We start from the raw sequence: 1,691 nt of genomic DNA on the forward strand, positions 1-1,691 counted from the left end.
GCGTCAGGCCGGCGCCTTGGGCGCGCAGGACATCGTGCGCTGGGCATCTGCACAGGTGGGGCGTTGACCGATGCAGGACTTGCTCGGCGCCACCCTGATCCTGCTGGCGGCATGCAGCCTCGCGGCGGTGGCGACGGCGGCTTTCAGAGTACCCGCCTTGCTGGGTTACCTAGCTGTGATCTCCCAGTAGGTTGTTCATCCGGGGCATCTCTGGAAGATGGTGGTTACCAAGCCAAACCAGCCCCCAGGAGCCCCGGATGAACCTGCATAAACATGCCCGTTTGAGCCCTCGCGGTCGAGCCCTGCTTGTGGACCGCATCCTTGTTCAAGGCCTACGCGCCGAAGAGGCGGCCCATGCCGCCGGCGTCAGCGTGCGCACCGCGTACAAATGGCTCAAGCGTTTCAGTCAGGAAGGGCCGGATGGCCTGCTCGATCGCTCCTCCCGTCCTCATCACTGTCCGCATGCAACACCGCAGGCGGTAGTGGATCGGGTGTTTGAACAGCGATCCGGTACACAAGATATCGATCATTCCGCGTGGCATCGGTGCACTCGGCTACACCCTGCAGCGGCCCACCGAAGACCGATTTCTGATGACACGTGCCGACCTGGAGCACAAGATCGCCGTACTCCTGGGAGGGCGCGCGGCTGAGAAGCTCGTGTTTGGCGAGCTGTCCACAGGGGCTTCAGACGATCTGGCGCGGGCCACCGACATCGCCCGCGACATGATTACGCGCTTTGGCATGGATGAGGGCTTGGGGTACGTTGCTTTTGAGGCACAGAGGCCGCGTTTTCTTGATGCGCCTGAACTGGTACAGGGTGGCTGCCGGGTAGCCGAATCGACTCAGACACGCATCGATCACGCCATCCGTGACACCGTGGTGGGCGTGTTCGAGCGCGCCTACCGAATTCTCGATACCAATCGCGCGGTGCTGGAGCGCTGCGCGCGCGAACTGCTGGCGCGGGAAACGCTCGACGAGAACGACATCCTTCAATTGACCCAAGGACTTATTCTTAATAGAAACTAGAAACGAAAAGTAGTAGGCGCTATTCAGAGTGAACCGGCGGCTCTGTTCGGTGCGTCATCCAATTCGCCGGCATTGTTCAAGGAGAACCGATATGTCTGCATTGACTCCGTGGGACCCCTTCCGGGAACTGGATGAATTGCAAAACCGCCTGGCGACGATGTTGGGACGGACACCTCAGCGACAGGGCGCCCGTACCGGCAACGAAGCCATGACCACGGCGGACTGGGCACCAATGGTGGACGTCAGCGAGGATGAGAACGCATTCATCCTCAAGCTGGATCTGCCGGAGGTCCCCAAGGATGCCGTGCGCGTCAGCGCGGAAAACGGCGTGCTCACCATCAGCGGCGAGCGCAAACTGGAAAAAGAGGAGCAGGGCAAGAAATTCCACCGCATCGAACGTGCGTATGGCCGCTTTGTGCGCAGCTTTGTCTTGCCTGACAACGTTGATCCGACCAAGGTGACGGCTTCGATGAAAGACGGCGTGCTGGAAGTGCGGCTTGTCAAGGCCGAGCAAGCCAAACCGAAACAGATTGAAATCTCAGTCAACTAACTTCAATCAGGAGCCCAAGATCATGAATATCAAACAGCCACAATACATCTTCTCCGCACTTGCCCTGGCGGTCGTCGTCGGACTGAGCGGACCGGCTCTGGCCCAATCGGCGGCA

General features: G+C 60.1%; 2 protein-coding genes and 1 pseudogene. All 3 read left to right on the top strand.

From position 1 onward, the window contains the following. Positions 1 to 257: 257 nt before the first annotated feature. Positions 258 to 530 (top strand): annotated as a pseudogene (locus AC5P99_RS21525) (leucine zipper domain-containing protein); the annotation flags it as partial. Beyond that, entirely contained in the window at positions 496 to 1,026 is a 531-nt protein-coding gene (locus AC5P99_RS21530; protein WP_425519407.1) for an ATP-dependent metallopeptidase FtsH/Yme1/Tma family protein, read from the top strand. The pseudogene AC5P99_RS21525 and the gene AC5P99_RS21530, both read left to right, overlap by 35 nt. 91 nt (positions 1,027 to 1,117) lie before the next feature. Next, on the top strand, positions 1,118 to 1,576 hold the full coding sequence (gene hsp20-GI, locus AC5P99_RS21535; RefSeq protein WP_005409665.1) for a small heat shock protein sHSP20-GI: 459 nt from the start codon (positions 1,118 to 1,120) through the stop codon (positions 1,574 to 1,576). Positions 1,577 to 1,691: the final 115 nt, after the last annotated feature.

This window comes from Stenotrophomonas sp. YJH_SMC_80 (assembly GCF_059372495.1).